This window comes from Synechococcus sp. RC10A2, assembly GCF_047502605.1.
On record NZ_JANSHP010000074.1, the window covers coordinates 20383 to 41203 of the forward strand.

17 protein-coding genes and 1 pseudogene are annotated in these 20821 nt (G+C 61.3%); 12 read left to right on the forward strand and 6 right to left on the reverse strand.

The genetic code is table 11. The features are described 5' to 3' along the window. The first annotated feature begins 63 nt into the window (after positions 1 to 63). Positions 64 to 429, forward strand: coding sequence for a response regulator (locus NW848_RS10600; RefSeq protein ID WP_099812459.1), 366 nt, complete (start codon positions 64 to 66; stop codon positions 427 to 429). An 81-nt stretch (positions 430 to 510) separates the two neighbouring features. On the opposite strand, the gene NW848_RS10605 is transcribed toward NW848_RS10600, so the two are convergent. Then, the gene (locus NW848_RS10605; protein WP_240527741.1) at positions 511 to 1575 is read right to left on the reverse strand and encodes a VOC family protein; all 1065 of its coding nucleotides are present in this window, start codon (positions 1573 to 1575) and stop codon (positions 511 to 513) included. Positions 1576 to 1960: 385 nt separating this feature from the next. On the opposite strand from NW848_RS10605, the gene pflB reads away from it, so the two are divergent. From pflB to cysW, 10 genes are all read left to right on the forward strand, one after another. Next, complete coding sequence (gene pflB, locus NW848_RS10610; RefSeq protein ID WP_414508716.1) at positions 1961 to 4267, forward strand: formate C-acetyltransferase; 2307 nt, start codon at positions 1961 to 1963, stop codon at positions 4265 to 4267. Positions 4268 to 4354: 87 nt separating this feature from the next. After that, complete coding sequence (locus NW848_RS10615) at positions 4355 to 4732, forward strand: pentapeptide repeat-containing protein (RefSeq protein ID WP_414402649.1); 378 nt, start codon at positions 4355 to 4357, stop codon at positions 4730 to 4732. 161 nt (positions 4733 to 4893) lie between these two features. Continuing rightward, a complete protein-coding gene (pflA, locus tag NW848_RS10620; protein ID WP_011429382.1) occupies positions 4894 to 5646 on the forward strand; it encodes a pyruvate formate-lyase-activating protein in 753 nt (250 codons plus the stop codon). Between the two features lie 181 nt (positions 5647 to 5827). Further along, on the forward strand, positions 5828 to 6238 hold the full coding sequence (locus NW848_RS10625) for an OsmC family protein (protein ID WP_011429381.1): 411 nt from the start codon (positions 5828 to 5830) through the stop codon (positions 6236 to 6238). Positions 6239 to 6328: 90 nt separating this feature from the next. Beyond that, complete coding sequence (gene adhE / locus NW848_RS10630) at positions 6329 to 8959, forward strand: bifunctional acetaldehyde-CoA/alcohol dehydrogenase (RefSeq protein WP_414402648.1); 2631 nt, start codon at positions 6329 to 6331, stop codon at positions 8957 to 8959. A 25-nt stretch (positions 8960 to 8984) separates the two neighbouring features. Continuing rightward, the gene (locus NW848_RS10635; protein WP_414402647.1) at positions 8985 to 11723 is read left to right on the forward strand and encodes a GNAT family N-acetyltransferase; all 2739 of its coding nucleotides are present in this window, start codon (positions 8985 to 8987) and stop codon (positions 11721 to 11723) included. 95 nt (positions 11724 to 11818) lie between these two features. Continuing rightward, positions 11819 to 12907, forward strand: a complete 1089-nt coding sequence (locus NW848_RS10640; RefSeq protein ID WP_414402646.1) for a sulfate ABC transporter substrate-binding protein — start codon at positions 11819 to 11821, stop codon at positions 12905 to 12907. A 139-nt stretch (positions 12908 to 13046) separates the two neighbouring features. Beyond that, a complete protein-coding gene (locus NW848_RS10645; RefSeq protein WP_414508715.1) occupies positions 13047 to 14090 on the forward strand; it encodes a sulfate/molybdate ABC transporter ATP-binding protein in 1044 nt (347 codons plus the stop codon). Between the two features lie 6 nt (positions 14091 to 14096). Beyond that, entirely contained in the window at positions 14097 to 14909 is an 813-nt protein-coding gene (gene cysT / locus NW848_RS10650) for a sulfate ABC transporter permease subunit CysT (RefSeq protein WP_414508714.1), read from the forward strand. After that, positions 14899 to 15738, forward strand: coding sequence for a sulfate ABC transporter permease subunit CysW (gene cysW / locus NW848_RS10655; protein WP_414508713.1), 840 nt, complete (start codon positions 14899 to 14901; stop codon positions 15736 to 15738). The genes cysT and cysW overlap by 11 nt, the downstream gene beginning before the upstream one ends. A 113-nt stretch (positions 15739 to 15851) precedes the next feature. Here cysW and msrA read toward each other — a convergent pair whose 3' ends face one another. The 3 genes from msrA to sfsA all read right to left on the reverse strand — a co-directional run bounded on the left by msrA (position 15852) and on the right by sfsA (position 18148). Then, a complete protein-coding gene (gene msrA, locus NW848_RS10660) occupies positions 15852 to 16520 on the reverse strand; it encodes a peptide-methionine (S)-S-oxide reductase MsrA (RefSeq protein WP_099812466.1) in 669 nt (222 codons plus the stop codon). A 98-nt stretch (positions 16521 to 16618) separates the two neighbouring features. Next, the gene (xth, locus tag NW848_RS10665) at positions 16619 to 17404 is read right to left on the reverse strand and encodes an exodeoxyribonuclease III (protein WP_099812467.1); all 786 of its coding nucleotides are present in this window, start codon (positions 17402 to 17404) and stop codon (positions 16619 to 16621) included. Positions 17405 to 17428: 24 nt separating this feature from the next. Next, a complete protein-coding gene (gene sfsA, locus NW848_RS10670; protein ID WP_011429372.1) occupies positions 17429 to 18148 on the reverse strand; it encodes a DNA/RNA nuclease SfsA in 720 nt (239 codons plus the stop codon). A gap of 186 nt (positions 18149 to 18334) precedes the next feature. Between sfsA and NW848_RS10675 the strand changes: the two genes are divergently transcribed. Further along, positions 18335 to 18931, forward strand: a complete 597-nt coding sequence (locus tag NW848_RS10675; RefSeq protein ID WP_011429371.1) for an NYN domain-containing protein — start codon at positions 18335 to 18337, stop codon at positions 18929 to 18931. A gap of 34 nt (positions 18932 to 18965) precedes the next feature. Here the strand turns inward: NW848_RS10675 and cbiE are convergent, their stop codons facing one another. Together cbiE and NW848_RS10685 are read right to left on the reverse strand one after the other, a co-directional pair. Then, positions 18966 to 20225: a precorrin-6y C5,15-methyltransferase (decarboxylating) subunit CbiE gene (cbiE, locus tag NW848_RS10680; protein ID WP_099812468.1), complete on the reverse strand. Its 1260-nt coding sequence runs from the start codon at positions 20223 to 20225 to the stop codon at positions 18966 to 18968. Beyond that, positions 20226 to 20821: pseudogene (locus NW848_RS10685) on the reverse strand (hypothetical protein); the annotation flags it as partial. It lies immediately after the preceding gene.

Here is a 20821-nt window from a genome sequence, read left to right on the forward strand (position 1 = left end):
CCAGGAAGCCGACGGCCAGCCCAAGGGATTGGGGGTTTCTTGTTTGCTTTTTTACGAAGCCACATGTCCAAACGCATCTTGGTGATTGAAGACGAACCCGCCATCCGCACCTATTTGCAGAAAGTGTTGCAACGAGCTGGGTACGACACTGTCGCGGCCAGCGATGGGGAGGAAGGATTACAGATGGTGCACGCTCTCCTGCCGGATTTGGTGTTGTGCGATGTGGTCATGCCCAAGCTGAACGGCTATGGAGTGTTAGATGCCGTGAGATGGGATCGGTCCACTGCCCACATCCCCTTTGTCTTTCTCTCCTCGAAAACCAGCCGAGAAGACATGGAAGAAGGGCTGCGGCTTGGCTCTAATGCCTACTTAACCAAGCCCATCGACCAAAATCACCTGTTGAGAGCAATCGCCGCCCAACTGCTCTGAACTCTTAGCTATAGCCATTTACTATTGGGATAAAACTTCCAGGGAACCGAGAAAAGTTTTCCGGATCCCTGCCGGCTGTAGCTAAGGGGTCAGCGCCTGGTGTCGCTGTCGCTGTTGCCGTTCCAGGGCCTCGAACAAAGCCTGAAAATTGGCCTCGCCAAAGCCCGTGGCCCCGCCTAGCCGTTGAATGACTTCAAAGAAAAAGGTGGGCCGACCAAAGAGGGGCTGGGTAAAGGTCTGCAGCAGAAGGGGGCGATCCTGGCCATCAGAAGCGGGCAGGGTAGCATCCAGAAGGATCTGCTGCTCCACCAGGTCTTGCCAGGAGATGGCCTGCCCAAGGGCAGAACGGAGCGCCAACCCCAGCTCCCTTTCCAGGCTGGTGTAGTACTGCGGCGCCACTTGCAAAAAGTCCACTCCCCCCTGCCGCAACCGGCGCAGGCTGGCAACAATGTCTGAGCTGTGCAGCGCCGCGTGCTGAATGCCCGGGCCGCCATGGGCATGCAAAAACTCCTGAATCTGGGAAGCGGCACAGGTGGGCTCGTTGATGGCCCATTGGATCCCCGCTTCCGGATCCCCCACCACCACGCTTTCCAGGCCGGAGGTGGCGGTGCCGATGCTGTAGCGGTACAGCCGCCGCCAGCCCAGCACCCGCCCATACCAGTCGGCTGCCGCCTGCAGGGATCCCTGCTCCACGTTCAACACCACGTGATCCCAGTGGGAAAACAGGCCCGCTTCGGCAGGGGCGGCATCCAAGGGGCCAGGGATCAGAGAATGCCGGATCCCGTAGGGGGTGTGGAGGCAGAGCGCCGCTGCTGCCGGGATCCACGCCAGTTGGGCGCCTCGGCCCCGCAACAGCTCCGCCAAGGCCGGTAGCTCCTGCTCTCCCACCGCCAAGGCCACATCCACCACCCCCGGCCCATGCCGCTGCAAATGGCGGTCCACCTCGTCCCCCGCCCGTGCCGGCTGAGACAGGCGCAAGCGCAGGGATCCCTGCTCCAGCTCCAGGGTGTTGCCGGCGTCGCTTGCCACCCGGAAGCCCCAAACCCGACAAAAGTGTTCCCGCCAACGGGGCAGATCCCAAAGGTAGAAGTGCAGGTGGTGGATCCCTTGGACAATTCGAATGGACGGGTTCATAGAAAACTTCATAGAAAACGCACTGCTAACGCGAACACCAGGTCTTCTGGTGGGGCAACCGGGGCTGCCCTACCTCAGCATAGGTCGGCCCTTCGGCGAGGGAAAAGGTCAAAACTCTTTCCAGCAAACTCTTAAGACAACATTAAAAAACACGGTTAAAAATGCGCCCACAAAAACATCTTCCCAGGGCAAGAGACTAAAATTGAAGTGGGCGAGGTGTAGGGCCAACATCTAAAAAAAGAAACAGCAGAGTTGCTAAAAGCTCTCCCTCAAGTGAGTGGCTAGACCTTCCCTTTTGCAAAGATTGTTGTAGCTTTTGGCAGCTGCTGAGGCGTCGCCTCGCCCTGTCGCCAGCCTATTGGCGGAGTTGTTAGGCGTAATAGCCGGGAGGATTGTTATGATAGCAAGCGCGCAGCGTTCTGTAGCTTTATCTACAGAATCGAAGGCCCAAAAAACCACAGAACGCAAAGTATCCGATCAAACGATTGGGAGAGATTTTCTGCCGGGACGGTGGCAACGCTGCATTGATGTCCGAGATTTTATTCAGCGCAATTACACTCCCTACACCGGCGACGAAAGCTTCTTGGCGCCGGCCAGCGAACGCACGCAGCGGCTGTGGGCCAAGGTTAAGGATTTGATGGCGCTGGAGCGGGAGCGGGGGGTTTTGGATGCCGACACGGACCTTCCTTCCAGCATCACCAGCCACCCGCCGGGCTATATCGACCGGGAGCTGGAGCAAATTGTAGGCCTACAGACCGACAAGCCCCTGAAGCGGGCCATTATGCCGTTCGGCGGCATCCGCATGGTGGAGACGGCCCTCAAGGCCTACGGCTACGAGCTGGATCCAAAGGTTAAGGAAATCTTTACCAAGTACCGCAAGACCCACAACGACGGGGTTTTCGACGCCTACACGGAGGAGATGCGCCGCTGCCGCCGCTCTGGCATCATCACGGGCTTGCCGGACGCCTATGGGCGGGGCCGCATCATCGGCGACTACCGGCGGGTGGCCCTCTATGGGGTGGATCGGCTGATTGAGGACAAGGAGGCGCAAAAAGCCAGCCTCGACCTGGACACGATGGATGAAGAAACCATCCGCCTGCGGGAGGAGCTCTCGGAGCAGATCAAAGCCCTACACGAGCTCAAGGAAATGGGGGCCAGCTACGGCTTTGACCTGGGCCGTCCGGCCAGCAACGCCCGCGAGGCCATCCAGTGGCTGTACCTGGCCTACCTGGCAGCCGTCAAAGAGCAAAATGGCGCTGCCATGTCCCTGGGGCGGGTCTCCACGTTCCTAGACATCTACATCGAGCGGGATCTGCAGGCCGGGATCCTCACCGAGGAAGAGGCCCAAGAGCTCATCGACCACTTTGTCATGAAGCTGCGCATGGTCAGGTTTTTGCGCACGCCGGAGTACAACGAGCTCTTTAGCGGGGATCCCACCTGGGTAACCGAGTGCATCGGCGGCATGGGGCTGGATGGGCGGCCTCTGGTTACCAAGACCAGCTTCCGCATGCTGCATACCCTCTACAACCTGGGGCCGGCACCGGAGCCCAACCTGACGGTGCTCTGGTCGGAGCGGCTGCCGGAAGCCTTCAAGCGCTACTGCGCCAAGGTCTCCATCGAAACCAGCTCCATCCAGTACGAAAACGACGACCTGATGCGCCCCTACTGGGGGGATGACTACGGCATCGCCTGCTGCGTGTCGGCCATGCGCATCGGCAAGCAGATGCAGTTTTTTGGGGCGCGGGTCAACCTGGCCAAGTGCCTACTCTATGCCATCAATGGCGGCCGGGACGAGATCTCCGGCGAGCAGGTGGCCCCGGCCTATGCTCCCATCACCTCTGAGGTGTTGGAGTACGACGAGGTTTGGCCGCGCCTGGTGCAGATGATGGCCTGGCTGGCCAAGACCTACGTCAACACCATGAACATCATCCACTACATGCACGACAAGTACTGCTACGAGCGCCTGGAGATGGCCCTGCACGACCGGGACGTGCTGCGCACCATGGCCTTTGGGTTGGCCGGCCTGTCGGTGGTGGCGGATTCCCTCTCGGCCATCAAGTACGCGCGGGTGCGGGCTATCCGGGACGAGCGCGGCCTGGTGGTGGATTACGCGGTGGAGGGGGACTTCCCCAAATACGGCAACAACGACGACCGGGTTGACCAGATGGCGGTGCAATTGGTGCAGACCTTCATGGCGGAGCTGCGCAAGCACAAGACCTACCGCAACGCCATCCCCACCCAGTCCATCCTCACCATCACCTCCAACGTGGTCTACGGCAAAAAAACCGGCAACACCCCCGATGGGCGGCGGGCCGGCGAGCCCTTTGCGCCGGGGGCCAACCCCATGCACGGCCGGGACACCAAGGGGGCGGTGGCCTCGCTGGCTTCTGTGGCCAAGCTGCCCTACGACGACGCCCTGGATGGCATCTCCAACACCTTCTCGATTGTGCCGGCGGCCCTAGGTCGCACCGCCGAGGAGCGGGTTGCCAACCTGGTGGGGCTGCTGGACGGCTACATGCGGGATGGCGGCTTTCACCTCAACGTCAACGTCCTCAACCGCGAGACCCTGCTGCAGGCCATGGAGCACCCCGAGCTCTATCCCCAGCTCACCATCCGAGTGTCTGGCTACGCGGTGAACTTCATCAAGCTCACCCGCGAGCAACAACTGGATGTGATTAACCGCACCTTCCACCAACACTTCTAACGGAAAACGGCGGAGTGGGGGATCCCGGAAGGCTGCCCGTAGCAGGGTCGAGGGAAGGGATCCCCCCTCCCCAAGCAAGGAGGTTCGATGAGCTATAGCGTTTTGGACTTGGTTAGAGACTACGCGGCGGGACGGCGCGATTTCCAGGAGATCGAGCTGCCCCAGGCCGACTTGCGGGGCATCCACCTAGCCGGTGCCGACCTGCGCTCTGCTGATTTCAGAGGGGCCAACCTGGCAGGCGCCAACCTGCGGGGGTGTGACCTCAGCTTTGCCGATTTCACCGGCGCCAACCTATCGGGAGCGGATCTGCGGGGATGCCTGCTTTTCGGCAGCGATTTGCGCGGTGCCCTCTTGGAGGGGGCTTTGCTGGATCACGCCGATTACGATGCCTATACCCATTTCCCGGCGGGCTTTGATCCCAAAGCCCATCGCCTGCACAACATCTCGGCAGGTGTTTCCCAGTAGGGGGGTCTTTCCAGGGGTTGTCAACTGTTAAGCAAAACCCAGTTCGGGTAAAGCCCAAATCTCAAAAGAGACAAAACCATGGTGTGCGCAGCATAGACAGCAATTGGGAAGAAAACCTCAAGATTAATTGATATTTTGCAAAAGCTGTTGAGGATAGAAGTATGGATACCCCGCTCAACCCCTTGACGCCGATAACCGGCCGCATTCACTCGGTTGAAACCTGTGGCACGGTAGATGGGCCAGGGATCCGCTTTGTCATCTTCCTGCAGGGCTGTCCTCTGCGCTGTCTGTACTGCCACAATCCGGACTGTCGGGATCCCAATGCCGGCCAGGTGGTGACGGTGGATTCCCTCATGGCGGAGATCCAGCGCTGCCGCAACTACTACCTCAAGGGCGGGGGAGTCACGGCCAGCGGGGGAGAACCGTTAATGCAGCCCAACTTTGTGGCGGAGATTTTCCGCCGCTGCCATGAGCTGGACTTGCACACGGCTCTAGATACTTCCGGCTATGCGCCCTTGGGCGTGGCCAAGCCGGTGTTGGCCCATACAGACTTGGTGCTACTGGATATCAAGTCCTATCTGCCGGAGCTCTATCGCAAAGTTACCGGCGTTTCGCTGCAGCCCACTCTCGATCTGGCTCGCTATTTGGATCAGATTCACAAGCCCACCTGGATTCGTTTTGTGCTGGTTCCCGGGCTAACAGATCCCGAGGAAAACATCAAGGGCTTGGCCGAGTTTGTGGCCACGCTCTCCAACGTGGAGCGGGTGGAAGTTTTGCCCTTTCACAAGATGGGGGAATACAAATGGCAGCAGTTGGGATTGCCCTATACCCTCAGCGATGTTCAGCCGCCCACCCCGGAACAGATCAACCACGCTTTGCAGATCTTTCGCGAGCGGGGATTGGTGGCAGTTTAGTTTATCGCTGGAGCGACAGCAACAAAACTAGAGCCAATTCTGACTTGAGCCAGCCTGATCCCAAAGTCATCTCTAAAGTCCTTAGGCTGTCTCCAAGGTAATGCTAAGTTGAACTTAGTTGAACCCAATAGTCTAGCAGCTTGCCAACTCTGGTAGCTCCAAAAATGAGGAGGGATCCCCGGTGGAAGTGCGCGTAACCTACCAAAATGGCGTTCAATTTCAAGCCCAAAGCCGCGGCCATCGCATCCTCAGCGATCAGCCTTTGGACAACCACGGCCAAGATCAGGGAATGACGCCGCCGGAGTGGTTTTTGGCCTCTTTGGGTGCTTGTGTGGGGTTCTATGCCGTCAAGTATTTGGAAGCGCGGCAGTTGGATCCCAAAGGGCTGGAAGTGGTTGTTACCGCAGATAAAGTCGAGCACCCTGCCCGCCTAGACAACATTTGCATTCGGGTGAAAAGTGGGATCCCGCTCGACGAAAAACACCAAAAAGGGTTGGAAAAGGCAGTCGATGCGTGCATCATCCACAACACCCTTACCCATCCCCCAAAAATGACCACTGAGATCCAGGTTCCCGCGCCTGTTGGCGCTTAGCCGGTCAGCAGGCCCATGGAGTCTTGCAGCAATTTCTAACGGTTGCCTCAACTTTTAACCTGTATGGATGTAATTTTGGAGGATCCACCTATGCCTGTCACCAACCTCGAGGAACTGGAAGCTCTGATCCAACAGGTAAAAGCTGCCCAGGCTGAGTATGCCACCTTCACCCAGGAACAGGTGGATCGGATCTTTCACAAAGCTGCCCTGGCCGCCAACAACGAACGGATCCCGCTGGCCAAGCTGGCCGTGGAAGAGACCGGCATGGGGATTGTGGAAGACAAGGTGATCAAAAATCACTTTGCCTCTGAATACATTTACAACAAATACAAACACGAGAAAACCTGTGGCGTCATCGAGCGGGACGAGAGTTTTGGCTACGAGCGCATTGCCGAGCCGGTGGGGCTTTTGGCGGGCATTGTGCCAGTCACCAACCCCACTTCGACAACCATTTTCAAAGCTCTCATCACCCTGAAAACCCGCAACGCCATCATCTTTTCCCCTCACCCCCGCGCCAAACGATGCACCATTGCCGCGGCCAAGGTGGTCAAGGAGGCGGCTGAGGCAGCCGGTGCGCCTGTGGGGTTGATCGGCTGGATCGACGAGCCCACCATCGAGCTGTCTCAGGCTTTGATGCAACATCCGGAGGTGAAGTTGATCCTGGCCACCGGCGGCCCCGCCCTAGTCAAGGCGGCCTATTCCTCCGGCCACCCATCTTTGGGGGTGGGGGCAGGCAATACCCCGGCAGTGATCGATGCCAGCGCCGACATCCCCACAGCCGTCAGCTCGATTATCTTGAGCAAGACCTTCGACAACGGCATGATCTGCGCCTCAGAACAGGCGGTGATCGTGGTGGATGCTGTTTACGAGCAGGTCAAGGCCGAATTCCGCCAGCGGGGGGCCTACTTTTTGGATCCGGAACAAACGCAAGCGGTGCGCTGCCTCCTCCTCAAAGACGGCCGCCTCAATCCGGCTATTGTCGGCCAATCGGTGCAGACCATTGCCGCTCTGGCCGGGATCCAGGTACCCGAAGGCAGCAAGCTGCTGATTGGGGAAGTGGAGAAGGTGGGGCCTGAGGAGCCGTTCTCCTACGAAAAATTGGCCCCTGTTTTGGCCCTCTACCGCGCCAAGGATTTCCACAGCGCTGTCGATATGGCCGTCCAAGTGGTCAATTTCGGTGGGCGGGGTCACACCTCTGTTTTGTATACCGATCCCGCCAATCGGGACGATATTGCCTACTTTGAAAATGCCCTACAAACAGCGCGGGTGCTGATCAACACCCCCTCTTCCCAGGGAGCAATTGGGGATCTCTATAACTTCAGGCTGGATCCCTCGCTCACCCTAGGCTGTGGCACTTGGGGGGGCAATTCGGTCTCGGACAATGTGGGGCCGCGCCACCTGCTCAACATTAAAACGGTGGCCTACCGGCGGGAAAATATGCTCTGGTTTCGGGTGCCGCCCAAGATCTACTTCAAGCCGGGATGTCTACCGGTGGCGCTGCGGGAGTTGGCCGGCAAAAAACGGGCTTTTTTGGTTACCGATAGGCCCCTCTTCGAGCTGGGCGTGCTGCAGGCGGTTACCCGGGTTTTGGACGAACTGCAGATCAAGTGGGATGTCTACCACGACGTGGAGCCGGATCCCACCCTCAGCAACGTCAACCGCGGCCTGGAGCAGTTGCGCCAATTCCAGCCGGATGTGATCATCGCCGTGGGGGGCGGATCCCCGATGGACGCGGCCAAGGTGATGTGGCTGATGTACGAGCAGCCGCAGGTGGAGTTTGAAGGCCTGGCCACGCGCTTTATGGACATCCGCAAGCGGGTCTACGAGCTGCCGCCGCTGGGGCAAAAAGCCCAACTGGTCTGCATCCCCACCACTTCCGGGACGGGATCCGAGGTGACGCCCTTTGCCGTAGTCACCGACGACCGGGTGGGGATCAAGTACCCCCTGGCCGACTACGCCCTCACCCCCAGCATGGCCATCGTGGATCCGGATCTCACTTTGAAGATGCCCAAGAAGCTAACCGCCTACGGCGGCCTCGATGCCCTTACCCATGCCCTGGAAGCCTATGTCTCGGTGATGGCCAGCGAGTTTACCGATGGGCTGGCGCTGCAGGCGATTAAGCTGCTGATGACCTACCTGCCGCGGGCCTACGAGAAGGGGGCCGAAGATCCAGAAGCCAGAGAAAAAGTCCACTACGCCGCCACCATTGCCGGCATGGCCTTTGCCAACGCCTTTTTGGGGGTGTGCCACTCCTTGGCCCACAAGCTGGGATCCACCTTCCACCTGCCCCACGGCCTGGCCAATGCCCTGATGATTACCCACGTCATCCGCTACAACGCCACCGACGCCCCCTTTAAGCAGGCCATCTTCCCCCAATACCGCTACCCCAACGCCAAGCACCGCTATGCCGAGATTGCCGATTACCTGCAGTTGGGCGGAGCCAATGATGATGAAAAGGTCATGCGCCTCATTGAGGCCATCGAGGAGCTAAAGCGGAAGCTAGGGATCCCGGCTACCATCCGCGAGGCCCTCAGCGAGAGCGAGCAGGCGTTCTACGACCGTCTGGAGGCGATGGCGGAGCAGGCTTTCGATGATCAATGCACCGGCGCCAACCCCCGCTACCCGCTGATTCAGGACATGAAGGAGCTGTACGTCTTGGCCTACCGGGGCTGCCGGGTGGAGGCTGCCCTCTACCACCAGCCGGAGCCGGTGTTGGCCTAGTCACCAGACATTGAGGAGTAAGCCCATGCGGCGCCGCCCTGACCCCAGCCTCGACATCTGGAAGGCCAGATCCCACCCCTTAGATCCCATTTTTCTGCCCCGCTCGGTGGCGGTGGTGGGGGCAACAGAGCGGGAGGGCAGTGTTGGGCGCACGGTCTTGTGGAACCTGATCAGCCACCCGTTTGGGGGCACGGTCTACCCGGTCAACCCCAAGCGGCACCAGGTGTTGGGCATCCGGGCCTACGAGCGGCTTTCCGCCTTGCCCGAGCCGGTGGATCTGGCCATCATCGCCATCCCGGCAGCCGGGGTGCCGGCGGTTATTCAAGAATGCGTCGAGGCCGGCGTCAAGGGAGCTATTGTCCTCTCGGCGGGCTTTAAGGAAATCGGCCCCGAGGGGCTGGAGCTGGAAAAGGCCATCCAAGAGGCTGCCCGCGGCAAGCTGCGCCTGATTGGCCCCAACTGCCTGGGGATCCAAAACCCCCACACGGGCCTAAATGCCACCTTTGCGGCCCAGATGGCCCGGCCCGGCAACGTGGGCTTTATCAGCCAAAGCGGGGCCCTCTGCACCTCGATCCTAGACTGGAGCCTGCAGGAAAATGTCGGCTTTAGCGCCTTTATCTCCCTGGGATCGATGCTGGATGTGGGCTGGGGGGATCTCATCGACTACCTGGGCCAGGATCCCCATACCCACAGCATCGTCCTCTACATGGAATCCGTCGGGGATGCGCGGTCGTTTTTGTCGGCGGCCCGCGAGGTGGCGCTGAGCAAGCCCATCATCGTCATCAAGGCGGGGCGCACCCAGGCGGCGGCCCAGGCGGCGGCCTCCCACACGGGATCCCTCACCGGCAGCGACGCGGTTTTGGATGCGGCCTTCCGCCGCTGCGGCGTGCTGCGGGTGGATCACATTGAAGATCTCTTCGACATGGCGGAGGTGCTGGCCAAACAGCCTCGTCCCCAAGGGCCCCACCTCAGCATCCTCACCAATGCCGGCGGGCCAGGGGTGCTGGCCACCGACGCCCTCATTCGCGCCGGCGGATCCCTGGCCTCTCTTGCCCCGGAGACGCTGGAGCAGCTCAGCCAGATCCTGCCGCCCCACTGGAGCCACGGCAACCCCATCGACGTTTTGGGCGATGCCGGGCCGGAGCGCTTTGCCCAGGCGCTGGAGATCGTGCTGCGGGATCCCGGCAGCCAGGGCTGTCTGGTGATCCTCACCCCACAGGCGATGACAGATCCCACCGCCACGGCCGCCAAGGTGGTGGAGACCTGGCGGCGCAGCGGATCTCGCCAACCCATCCTGGCCAGTTGGATGGGGGGAGCCCTGGTGGATGCCGGCGAGCAGATCCTCAACCAGGCCGGGATCCCCACCTACCGCTATCCGGATCAGGCGGCGCGGGTGTTCAGCTATCTGTGGCGCTTCAGCGACAACCTCAAGGCCCTCTACGAAACCCCCGCGCTGCCCCCTGCAACAGCGGTCGAGCGCGAGAGGGTGCAGCCAATCCTCAGCCAAGCCCGGCGGCAAGGCCGCACGCTCCTGACCGAGGTCGAGTCCAAGGAGCTCCTGGCCGCCTACGGGATCCCGGTGGTGCCCACGCGGGTGGCCGAGAGCCCGGAAGCGGCTGTAGAGGCCGCCGAACAAATCGGCTACCCGGTGGTGCTCAAGCTCTACTCCCACACCCTCACCCACAAGACCGATGTGGGCGGCGTGCAGCTCAACCTGCCCGATGCCGAGTCGGTGCGGCGGGCCTACCGGCAGATCCAGACCAATGTTGCCGAAAAAGCCGGATCCCAGCACTTCCAAGGGGTGACGGTGCAGCCGATGATCCGCACCGACGGCTACGAGCTGATCCTGGGCAGCAGCGAGGATCCCCAGTTTGGGCCGGTGTTGCTGTTTGGCAGCGGCGGCCAATTGGTGGAAGTGTTCCAGGATCGCGCCATCGGCCTTCCCCCCCTCAACACCACCTTGGCGCGGCGCCTGATGGAGAATACCCTCATCTACAAGGCCCTCAAGGGGGTGCGGGGGCGCCGAGCCGTCAAGCTGGAAGCGCTGGAACAGCTTTTGGTGCGCTTCAGCCAACTGGTGGCCGAACAGCGGGAGATCAAGGAGATCGACATCAACCCCCTGCTGGCCTCGGGCGAGGGGCTGGTGGCTTTGGATGCCCGCGTCATTCTGCGCTCAGAGCAAGAACCACCGGTGCCGTTGGCCATCCGCCCCTACCCCACCCAGTACATCTGGAGCTTCCGGGACGGCATCACCATCCGCCCCATCCGCCCCGAAGATGAGCCTCTGGTGATCGATTTTCACCGCCACGTCTCTGATTACAGCGTCTATCTGCGCTACTTCCACCCCATCAAATACAGCGCCCGCATCGCCCACGAGCGCTTGGTTCGCATCTGCTTTAATGACTACGACCGCGAGATCGCCCTGGTGGCGGAAAAACAGGAGCCAGAAGCCACAATCCTCGGCATCAGCCGCCTCTCCAAAAGACACGGCCTCCCCGAAGAGGCGGAGTTTGCCCTGCTGGTGGCGGATCCCTATCAACGGCAGGGGATCGGCACGGAGCTGCTGACCCGCCTGATTCAGGTGGCCCGCTGCGAAGGAATCCGGCGTCTGGCCGGCGAGGTGCTCAGCGAAAACGAGGGCATGCGCCGCCTGTGCAAGCGGCTAGGGTTCCAGTTGCTCCCCTCCCCGGAGGATCCCGGCCTCCTCAATGCCACGCTGGATCTCGCTGCCGACGCGGCGCCCCCCACCCCCTGCCCCGCCTAGGGATCCCTGGTCTAAAAACGGTTTGCCGACTGGATTACCGTAGAATAGTTCCTTAGCCTCCAACCTCCCCTCGCCTTTTGGGAGAGGGGTTGGGGGTGAGGGACGGAGAAGTGGAGAAGTTTTTGGGGATGGCGGTGAAGATGGAAGGGGCAGCGGGGAAGCCATTGGGGATCCCTTCACCCGTCGCGGTGGCCTGGTGGGGGAGAGCGGGGCGGTGGCTGGCGGTGGGATTCCTTCTGCTGGGGCTAGGTGGCTGTGGGGTGGGATCCCACGGGGAAGTGAGGATTCTTCTGGCTTCTTTTGCGGTGACCCGCGATGCCTACCGCCAGATCATCCCTGCCTTTGAGGCCCATTGGCTGGCCCAGACCGGACAACGGGTGCGGGTGGAAAGCAGCTACGCCGGCTCGGCAACGCAGGCGCGGGCGGTCATCGAGGGGCTGGATGCCGATGTGGTGGCCCTGGCCCTAGGCCTGGATGTGGAGCGCATTGTGGCTGCCGGCCTGATTCGGCCAGGCTGGGAAAGCCGCACCCCCAACCAGGGGATCGTCACCCGCTCGGTGGCGGCCATCGTCACGCGACAGGGCAACCCCCGTGGTATCCGCTCTTGGCTGGATCTGGCTCGGCCCGGCCTGCAGGTGATTACCGCCAACCCCAAAACTTCAGGGGGCGCCCGCTGGAACTTTTTGGCCCTCTGGAGCGCTGTCCCTGAACCTCAGGCCCTGGAGTTCGCCACCCAGGTCTACAAAAATGTCCGCGTCCTGCCGCGGGACTCGCGGGAGGCCACCGATGTCTTCTTCCAAAAAGGGCAGGGGGATGCCCTGCTCACCTACGAACATGAGGTGATCCTGGCGGGCTTGCGCGGCCAGCTCTTGCCCTACGTGGTGCCGGATCCCAACATTTCCATCGATCAGGCGGTGGCGGTGGTGGACGCCAACGTGGACCGCAAGGGCACCCGCGCCGTGGCCGAAGCCTTTGTCGACTACCTGTTTACCCCAGAAGCGCAGCGGGCCTTTGCCGAGGTGGGCTTCCGGCCGGTGGAGCCCACGGTGGCCCAAGAGTTTGCCTGGCGCTACCCTCCCATCAAAAATCTGGTGACTGTCGCCGACCTGGGCGGCTGGGAAGCTGTCCAGAACCGCTTCTTTGCCGACGGGGCTTTGTTTGACCGCATCCAAGCCCAGTTGTAGACCGATCCCTTGTCTTCCTCTCCCCGTTCGGGGTATCCTGGGGGCTGTATCAACGGTTTGTTGACAGGTTTACCGTAGATTAGAGGCTCCCTCCTTCGTCAGAAACGCCGTCCGGCCAACCCTTAGCTAGGCAGAACCTATGGGCATCACCATCGCAGGGGTATCGAAGCGTTTTGGGCAGTTTCAGGCCCTCCACCCTACGGATCTCACCATTCCCACGGGATCCCTGGTCGCCCTGTTGGGGCCGTCGGGTTCGGGCAAATCCACCCTCTTGCGCCTCATTGCTGGTCTAGAAAAGCCGGACACGGGGCGGATTTTCCTCACCGGTCGGGATGCCACCCACGCCAGCGTCCAGGAGCGCAATGTTGGCTTTGTCTTCCAGCACTACGCCCTGTTCAAGCACATGACGGTGCGGCAGAACATTGCCTTTGGCCTGGAGATCCGCAAAGCTTCGCGGGCCGAGATCCGGGCGCGGGTGGACGAGCTGTTGGAGCTGGTGCAACTGTCGGGGTTTGGGGATCGCTATCCCTCGCAGCTTTCGGGGGGGCAGCGGCAGCGGGTGGCCCTGGCCCGCGCCTTGGCGGTGGAGCCGCAGGTATTGCTTTTGGACGAGCCTTTTGGGGCGCTGGATGCCAGGGTGCGCAAGGAGCTGCGCCAGTGGCTGCGGCGCCTGCACGACAAGGTGCACGTCACCACCGTCTTGGTTACCCACGACCAAGAGGAGGCCATGGAGGTGGCCGACCAGATCGTGGTCATGAACCAGGGGCGGATCGAGCAGGTGGGATCCCCTGCCGAGATCTACGATCACCCGGCCACCCCCTTTGTCATGAGCTTTATCGGCCCGGTTAACGAGCTCTCTCCCCGCTCCCTGTTATCTTGCCAGCTTCCCGAGGCGCAGGCCGGCCCGCACCAGCTTTTCTTGCGCCCCCACGATGTGCAGATCGAGGTCAACCCCAATAGCAGCGGCGTCCCCGCGTGGGTAAAAGCGATCATCCACCTGGGGCGGGAGATCCAGGCGGAGCTGGTCTTGAGCGATGGCGGATCCCTCTGGGCCCACCTCAGCCGCGAGCAATACACCAACCAGCCCCTGCACATTGGGCAGCAGGTTTACGTGCGCCCCAGGGTAATCAAAGCCTTCCCCATCAAGAAAACGGAAATGACAGCCATGGCGGTGGGAGCTTAGGGAACCTTGCTGCAGGCGGTGTTTCCAGTGTCTTGGCCCTGGTGGCTGACCCTAGGCTATCTCTTCCTGATGCTGGTCTTGCCACTAGCTGCCTTGGTTGCCAAGGCCAGCACCTTGGGCTGGGCAGAGTTTTGGCGGATTGCCACCGATCCCCTGGCCCTCTCTGCCTATGAGGTTACTTTTGTAACCGCCTTGCTGGCGGCCTTGGTAAACGGTGTGATGGGCACTCTAACCGCCTGGGTGTTGGTGCGCTACGCCTTCCCTGGGAAAAAGCTCCTCGAGGGGTTGATTGATCTGCCCTTTGCCCTGCCCACGGCTGTGGCCGGCCTCACCCTGGCGACCGTCTACAGCAGCAACGGCTGGATAGGATCCCTGCTGGCTCCCTTGGGAATCCGCATTGCCTTTACCCGCTGGGGGGTGGGGGTAGCAATGCTGTTTATCTCTTTTCCCTTTGTGGTGCGAACCGTGCAGCCGGTGCTGCAGGAACTGGAACCGGATGTGGAGGAAGCTGCCTGGAGCTTGGGCGCCTCCCGCTGGCAGACCTTTTGCCGAGTGGTACTACCGCAAATTCTGCCGTCTATCCTAACAGGGGTGGCGCTGGGGTTTTCTCGCGCTGTCGGTGAGTATGGCTCCATCGTCATTATTGCCGCCAGCATTCCCTTCCAGGATTTGATTGCGGCGGTGCTGGTCATCCAAAGACTGGAACAGTACGACTACGCCGGCGCCACGGTGATTGGGACGGTGATGCTGGTGATCTCCTTCCTTTTGCTGGCGGTGATTAACCTTCTGCAAGGCTGGGCAAGTCGCCATGAGACCTAAGGGAGTTGCCGAGGTTCAAGGGAAGCCACCCGCCAACCCTTGGCTGGCTGGCCTGCTGATTGGGATCGTCTTGCTCTATGTGGGGCTGCTCATCGGGATCCCCCTGGTGAATGTCTTCTACCAGGCGTTGCGGGAAGGGATCCCCAGTTTTTTTCAGCACCTGGGGGAGCGAGAGTTTCTCAGCGCAGCCCGCTTGACTTTGCTAACTGCCCTGGTTGTCGTGCCTCTCAATACTCTTTTTGGCCTCTGCGCTGCCATAGCGCTAGCACGCCGCCGCTTTCCAGGGCGGGCCTTGCTGCTCAGCCTCATCGATCTGCCCTTTTCCATTTCGCCAGTGGTGGCCGGCCTGATGCTGGTGCTGATCTTTGGCCGTCAGGGTTGGCTGGGATCCTGGAATCTGCGGGTCATTTTTGCCTTTCCGGGCATTGTGCTGGCCACCGCTTTCATCACTTTGCCCTTTGTGGTGCGGGAGGTGCTGCCGGTGTTGGAAGAGGCCGGCACCGAAGAGGAAGAGGCCGCCAAAACGCTGGGGGCCAATTCCTGGCAGATCTTCTTGCGCATCACCCTGCCCAACATCCGCTGGGGCCTTCTCTACGGCGTCATCCTGACCAATGCCCGCGCCATGGGGGAGTTCGGGGCGGTGGCCGTGGTCTCCGGCAACATCATCGGCCGTACCCAGACCCTTCCCTTGTTTGTGGAAGATGCCTACCGCAGCTATGCCACGGGCTCGGCCTATGCGGCAGCGGTGGTGCTCTCCTTGCTGGCAGTGGTGACCCTGGTGGCCAAGGAGCTGCTAGAGCGGGGATCCCCTTCCCGCCGCATCTTCTAGGCCTTCTTTGGGATCCTTATCGCTAGGCAACCTCATCACGAACGCGCCGCTCTAACTTCCCTCTCCCTCAGGGAGAGGGGCCGGGGGTGAGGGTGGGACGGCCAGGGTGTGGCTCAAACAGACTCGGCAGCCAGCTCTGGCAAGGGAACTTTGGTGCCGCCCAAGCCGCAGTAGCCGCGCGGATTCTTGGCCAGGTATTGCTGGTGGTAGTCTTCGGCGTAGTAGAACTCTGGGGCGTCCAGGATCTCAGTGGTGATCTGGCCGTAGCCGTGGGCGCTCAGGGCTTGCTGGTAGAGATCGCGGGTTTTTTCTGCCAGCTCCTGCTGGGCCTGGGAATAGACGTAGATGCCGGAGCGATACTGGGTGCCCACATCATTGCCCTGCCGCATCCCTTGGGTGGGATCGTGGTTTTCCCAAAACACCTTCAAAAGCTGCAGGTAGCTGATTTGAGCCGGATCGTAAACCACCCGCACCACCTCGTTGTGACCGGTCAAGCCGGTGCAAACCTCCTCATAGGTTGGGTTGGGAGTATACCCGCCGGCGTAGCCCACCGCAGTAGTGAACACTCCCGGCAACTGCCAAAACTTGCGCTCGGCTCCCCAGAAGCAGCCCATGCCGAACAGGGCCAGCTCCATGCCCTCCGGAAAGGGGGGCTTTAGCGGCGTGCCCTTGACGTAGTGCCGGTTGACGATCGCCATTGGCTCGGAGCGGCCCGGCAAAGCCTCCTCCGGGGTGGGCAGGGTCAGTTTCTTGCCCAATTTGCCAAAACCAAAGAGCGCCATCGCGATAGCCCGATACATTCGTTAACACTTATCAGCCTAACGCAGGTGGCCGCTGTTGTCTTGAAATTAAGGATTGGCAAGCGAGCAGCCTGGGGATTTCAGATTGCCAGCTCCACAACCACAGGGGCATGGTCGCTGGGCTTTTGTGCCCGCCGCGGTTCGACGTCGATCCAGCAGGCAGTAGCTTTGTCCTGGAGCAGAGGGGAAAGGTAGAAGTGATCGATGCGCCAGCCGCGGTTCTTCTGGAACCCACCCCCGCGGTAGTCCCACCAGCTAAAATGTCCGGGATCCGGGGTGAATTTGCGAAAGGCATCCTCAAACCCCAAAGCCAGGATCTCCCGCAGGGCCTGCCGCTCCGGCTCCGAGGCCATGATTTCCCCGGCTTTGCGGGGATCGTAAATATCCCGGTCTTCGGGGGCGATGTTGAAGTCGCCGCAGAGGAGGATGGGCTGCCCCTGGCCCAGGGCGATGTTGAGGTAATCCTTCAGGCGGGCCAACCAGTGCAATTTGTAAGCGTACTTGTCGGATCCCACCGCCTCGCCATTGGGCACGTAGAGGTTGAGAATGCGGATGCCGCGGTAGAGGCCGCCGATCAGCCGCTTTTGCTCGTCCAGCTCCGCCGCTGCCGGCAGCAGGGCCCCAAAGCCACGCTCTACTTTTTCCGGCACCTCCCGGCTGATCAGGGCAACGCCGTTGTAGGCTTTCTGCCCGTACACTTCTACGTAAAAGCCTCGCTCCTCAAAGGGCGCGCGGGGAAAGTCCGCATCCACCACCTTGGTCTCCTGCAAGCAGAGCACATCCAGGGATCCCTGCTTGTCCAGCCAAGCCAAAACCTGGGGCAGCCGGGTGCGAATGGAGTTGACGTTCCAGGTGGCCACTTGCATGGCAGCAGGTTTCCAAGACGACGCTCAGGCCACTATTTTGGCCAAACCCAGCGGACGGATCCCCTGTGGCGAGACCGCGATCCGGTAGGGCAGCACCTCAACCCCAGCCTGCAGCGCCTGGCGAAACAGATGGGCATAGCGGGGATCCCGTTCTTCGCCGGGGGCAAACTCGGTGCAATCGGCGCGGTTGATCCAATACAGCAGCAGAGCCCGCTGCCCTTGCCGGCGGATCTCGATGAGATCTTCCAGGTGCTTTTGGCCGCGAGTCGTCACCGTATCGGGAAACAGGGCGCGGGATCCCACGGCCCAAGTGGTATTTTTAACCTCTAGGTAGGCCAAGCCAGAGTCTCCCATCAGCAGGAAGTCGATTTTGCTCCTGCCGCAAGTCACTTCCCGTTGCCAGCGGGAGAACTCCGCCAATTGGGGAAACCACCCTCGTGCCAGCCCCCATTCCACCAGGCGATTGGGCAGGCCGGTGTTGATCCCCACCCACACCCCTTCCACCTGGATCATCTCCCAGGTGTAGGCCAATTTGCGCTTGGGATCGGGGTGATAGGAGAGGTACACAGGCGCTCCCACCTGGCAAACCCCCGTCATCGGCCCGGTGTTGGGGCAGTGAGCGGTTACCGGTTGCCCATTTTCCAGCTCCACCTCGGCAAAGAAGCGCCGGTAGCGGCTGCGCAACACCCCCCTGCGCAAGGGGGTGGAAAAACAGTAAGGGGGCGGCCCCTCTTGGGCGGGCATCTGCAAGCGTCCTCCGGTGAGTATTTTTCTTTAGGATTTTGGAAGTCTTCCGGGTGGAGGGAGCTTCCTGCGCTAGGGTAAATGACGTATCTCTCCAGCCAGGGCCTTTTTTGCCGACGCCTTGTTCCTATAGCTTTTAATACTTTTTTTCTATCCCTTTGCCAAAACTTGGAGAAGAAAGCCCGAATGTTGCGTCTTGATCCTGAGCCCGGCTTTCAGCCCCCGGATCCCTTCCAGGACGACCGTGGGCGCGTGGCCATCTTTATCGACGGATCCAACCTCTTCTATGCCGCCCTACAGATGGGCATTGAGATCGACTACACCCGCCTGCTGAAGACGCTGACCGGCCGTTCTCCCCTCCTGCGCTCCTTTTTCTACACCGGCGTCGATCGCAACAACGAAAAGCAGCAGGGGTTTTTGCTCTGGATGCGCCGCAACGGCTACCGTGTGGTTACCAAAGAGCTGACCCAACTGCCCGATGGCTCCAAGCGGGCCAATCTAGATGTGGAAATCGCTGTGGACATGTTGTCGCTGGTGCGCTGGTACGAGACGGCGGTGCTGGTAAGCGGCGACGGGGACTTGGCCTATGCTGTCAATGCCGTCAGCTACCAGGGAGCACGGGTAGAGGTGGTTAGCCTGCGCTCTATGACCAGCGATCAGCTCATCAACTTGGCGGATCGCTACATCGACCTGGAGTCCATCAAGGATCAAATTAAGAAGACCAACCGCCCCTCCTACCTGTACCGACCGAGCTTCACCACCGATGAGGAGGACGAGGGGTAAATTGCCCCCAGCTGGGGGCAGGGCGACGAGGCCGTTACTGCAACCTCAAATTTGAAGGGATCCCTTGCAGCAGGTAAACGGGGTTGAGCGGGGAAAAGCGGGTGCCCTCGGCCAAGGCCGTGGAACGGGAGATCTGGATGTGTTCCACCCGCACCTGCCAGCCCCGCGAGCGCAGCCATTGCAGAGCTTCGCTGCAGGTTTCCAGGGTGGCGAAGTTAGCCACCAAGATCCCCTCAGGCCGCAGGCGGGCCGCCACCGCCGGCAGCAGATCGCGGATCCCTTTGCCGCCTCCCCCCAGCAACACCCGTTCCGGATCCGGCAGGTCGGCCAGCACCCGGGGCGCTGTCCCCGGGATCACGTGCAGGTTTTCCAGATCGAAGCGTTGGCGGTTGCGCCGGATAAGACAAATGCCTGTGGCGTTGCGCTCGATGGCATAGACCTGGAGCTGGGGGGAGAGGCGGGCGATCTCCACGGCTACGGAACCGGTGCCGGCCCCGATATCCCACACCACTCCCTGCCGCGGCAGTTGCAGCGCCCCCAGCGTGAGCAGTCGGATGGGCTGCTTGGTGATCAGGCCGGGCTGGTCGGGAAAGGTGTGGAACTGGTCGTCCGGGATCCCCACCAAAGGCCAGCGGCGGGGATCCGGTTCCGGCTCAACGCGCCGCAACACCACCAAGTTGGGGCTGGGGAAGGCAGATTTCTCCCCTTCTTGCAGGGGCAGGATCTGCTCGTGGGGGGATCCCAGTTGGCTGCACACCCAGCCCTGGTAGCGCACCGGCAGCCGCAGGTCGGCGATAAACTGGGCCACCGCCGCCGGGGTGTGCTCCGGATCGGTCAGGGCCACAATAAGAGGGGATCCCTGCCTAAGGGCGTCTTGCAACCGCTCCACCCCCCGCCCGTGCAGGCTGAGGATGGTGGCCTCCTGCCAGGGGATCTGCAGGCGGTTGAGGGCCAACTGCACTGAGCTGACTTGGGGATAAAAGGCCAGTTGCTCCGCCGGGAAGTACTGCGTTAACAGGCGCCCAATCCCAAAAAACAGCGGATCCCCGCTGGCCAACAAAACCAGGGATCCCTGCGCCAGCTCCTTTTGCAAAAGCGGGATCCAACTTTCCACTGGTCCAGTAAGCCGGATCTGGCGGGCCGGATGGTCAGCAAAGTGCTGCAGCAAGCTGGAGGGCCCGGCCAAGGTTTGCGCTTGGGAGAGGGGGGGAATCGCCCAAGAGGCCACCGAGCCATCTGCTGCTACCCCTATAACCGCAAGCTGAGGTGATCGGCCAGATGTTGTCGTAGCCATCTAGCGTTCGACAGGCGGGTGGTACTGGCGCATGTGGTTGAGAAAATCCAGGCGCAACTCCGCCACTTCCCGCTGCATCTCCCGCATTTCCCGAATAAAGCCCAGATGAGCCTCGATCAGGCGGCCATCCCGCTCCCGGAATTGCTCCATCATCAGGGCTTGCGCCTCTCTCAGCTCGGCAAAGCCGGCCTGCATATCGCGGCGGGATTCCTGGATGGCCCTCTCCAGCTCATCTCCCCGCTCTTCGTTCTGGCGAATCCGCTCCTGGTTGTGCTGAATCAGCGTCCGGATCTCCTGGATTTCGGTCTGGAGCTGGGCTTCGATGGCCTGCCGCTCGGCTCGCATTGCGGCCATCTGGACCTCAAAGCGCTCGGCAGCCCGCTGCTGCTCAGTTCGGATCTCGGCGATCTCGGCGGAGAAACGCTCGGCGGCCCGCTGCTGCTCGGCCCGGATCTCGGCAATTTGGGCGGCAAAGGCCTGCCGCATCTCCGTCATCTGAGCCTCAAACCGCTCGGCAGCTTGTTGCCGCTCAGCCCGGAGTTCGGCGATCTCGGCGGAGAAACGCTCGGCGGCCCGCTGCTGCTCGGCCCGGATCT